Origin of the sequence: Microcoleus sp. OTE_8_concoct_300 (assembly GCF_031383065.1) — a bacterium.
Lineage (GTDB): Bacteria > Cyanobacteriota > Cyanobacteriia > Cyanobacteriales > Microcoleaceae > Microcoleus.
Genome location: NZ_JANMZH010000144.1, coordinates 1 through 1,681 on the forward strand (window position 1 = coordinate 1; position 1,681 = coordinate 1,681).

2 protein-coding genes and 1 pseudogene are annotated in these 1,681 nt (G+C 40.3%); 1 reads left to right on the forward strand and 2 read right to left on the reverse strand.

Features of this window, described 5'->3' with window-relative positions; translation table 11 throughout:
• The coding region (locus tag ACUVJL_RS07290; RefSeq protein ID WP_445245247.1) for a transposase at positions 1-385 on the forward strand (385 nt) is incomplete at its 5' end.
• 8 nt (positions 386-393) lie between these two features.
• Here the strand turns inward: ACUVJL_RS07290 and ACUVJL_RS07295 are convergent.
• A pseudogene (locus tag ACUVJL_RS07295) lies at positions 394-1,060 on the reverse strand (transposase domain-containing protein); the annotation flags it as partial.
• 121 nt (positions 1,061-1,181) lie between these two features.
• On the reverse strand, positions 1,182-1,394 hold the full coding sequence (locus ACUVJL_RS07300) for a reverse transcriptase N-terminal domain-containing protein (protein WP_445245248.1): 213 nt from the start codon (positions 1,392-1,394) through the stop codon (positions 1,182-1,184).
• Positions 1,395-1,681 lie beyond the last annotated feature (287 nt).

Sequence of the window (1,681 nt, forward strand, 5' to 3'; positions counted from 1 at the left end):
GAGTCCTTATTCAACGGTCAACGGAGAAAATACAGTCAAATTTCTGCAAGAAATCAAAAAACGTCATCCTGAGCAAAGATTACTATTGATTTGGGATGGCGCTTCCTACCATAGAGGAGAGGAAATGAAGAAGCTGTTAGCGATAGAAAACGAAGAAAAAAGACCAGAAGAATGGTCAATTACTTGTCAATTATTTGCGCCTTATGCTCCGGCCGAAAATCCAGTAGAAGGAATTTGGTTGCAAGTCAAGAACTTTATTCGGCGTTTTTATCACATCTGTACAAACTTCTCCATCGTTAAACGATTATTCGAGTTTTTCTTTGATTTTAAGCTTTTTAATAATCCTAACTTGAAAAAATACGAGGCTTTTGCACAACTCATTTAGACGTGCTATAATTGTGTTTCGTTTAAGAATTTAACGTTGGATGGAATTCGCCCCAAATACTCACAACCTTTACTGACTGTGGCTTCTACCATCGCATAAGAATGTAAACCTCTATCCCACATCAATAGCATTCCCGCCGTTACTGAGCGTAACAACTTTAACGCTCTTACTCTTTCTCCCATTTTATATGGACACATTAAGGCGTCAAATATTAAATGTGTTCCCGCCTCTAATAAAATAACTAATCTAGCTTTCGGAAACGCTGCTCTTGTACCTGGACGACTTCCTGGACGACCAAAAACCCTGGCATTCTCATCACCCAGACGGGATATCTAAGCAGGTTCCGTCTATCACTACGACTCTGAGTTCGCTGATAAAAGCTCCTATTGTTTCAACTGTAGCCATTGGTCGCACTAATGAATGAAACAACTGTCTCATCACACCTGCTCCTAATCTTTGTCTGGCTTGAGTGATTGCAGCTTTACATGGAAACCGCCAATATTTACCAATTTTTATCCATGCTTCATTAAGACCATCAATCAAATTTTTTAGTACATCCCGCATTGAATCTTTTGACCATAGACTCATTGCGATTACCAGACACACTACCAGTTGTGCAGGCAGGGTTCGATGACGTTTCTCTTCAACCTTCGTTTTAGTAATCGCCTGTTCAATTGCACTGGCTGGAATTGCTATCTCTATGGCTTTGAATATCTCCGTACTTGGGATTTTGGGAGATACTAATGAGAATTCTTTGAGATGCACCTTACTTGCTCTCCATTTTTGGACACCATACCTAATTTACCACTATTTGAGCCTTAACTGAACCGTATTGGGGCTTGTCTCCAACTTGAATCGCTTTATACACTCGCTTTTGTAGGCGGAATAAATTACGGCGGAATTTCTTCCACGGTAACGTCTTCCAAGATTCACTAACATTGCTGTTGTGTCTAATCATGCTCTGCTCTAGTTTGTGTACTCTGAACACCTTGCAGCAATTACGCTGCATCCTACCCGGACTGAGGGGATTCCGCTGCTCGTCTAGCCTACGAAAGGGTTCGACTTCCCCTAGACCCTCAGTTCGTTTTTCTTCGTTCCCTCGGGCGTGATTAATTGTTCCTTTAGGTGTAGCCAATTTAACTACTGGATTCCCTAGACTAAGCTGTTCGACATCTAAACTGCATTAACTAAGTTACCTTTATTTTTTATTTTTCGGTTCCATTTCATAATTAGTCCTCCTTCATTTAACAGTTTATGTAACAGTGCTTCTAGTTTTTCAATGGATTCAAATAATCT

What these genes read in the sequence shown, in the direction of transcription:
- ACUVJL_RS07300 (WP_445245248.1), bottom strand. Translation starts at nt 1,394, where the DNA reads ATGCAGCGTAATTGCTGCAAGGTGTTCAGAGTACACAAACTAGAGCAG.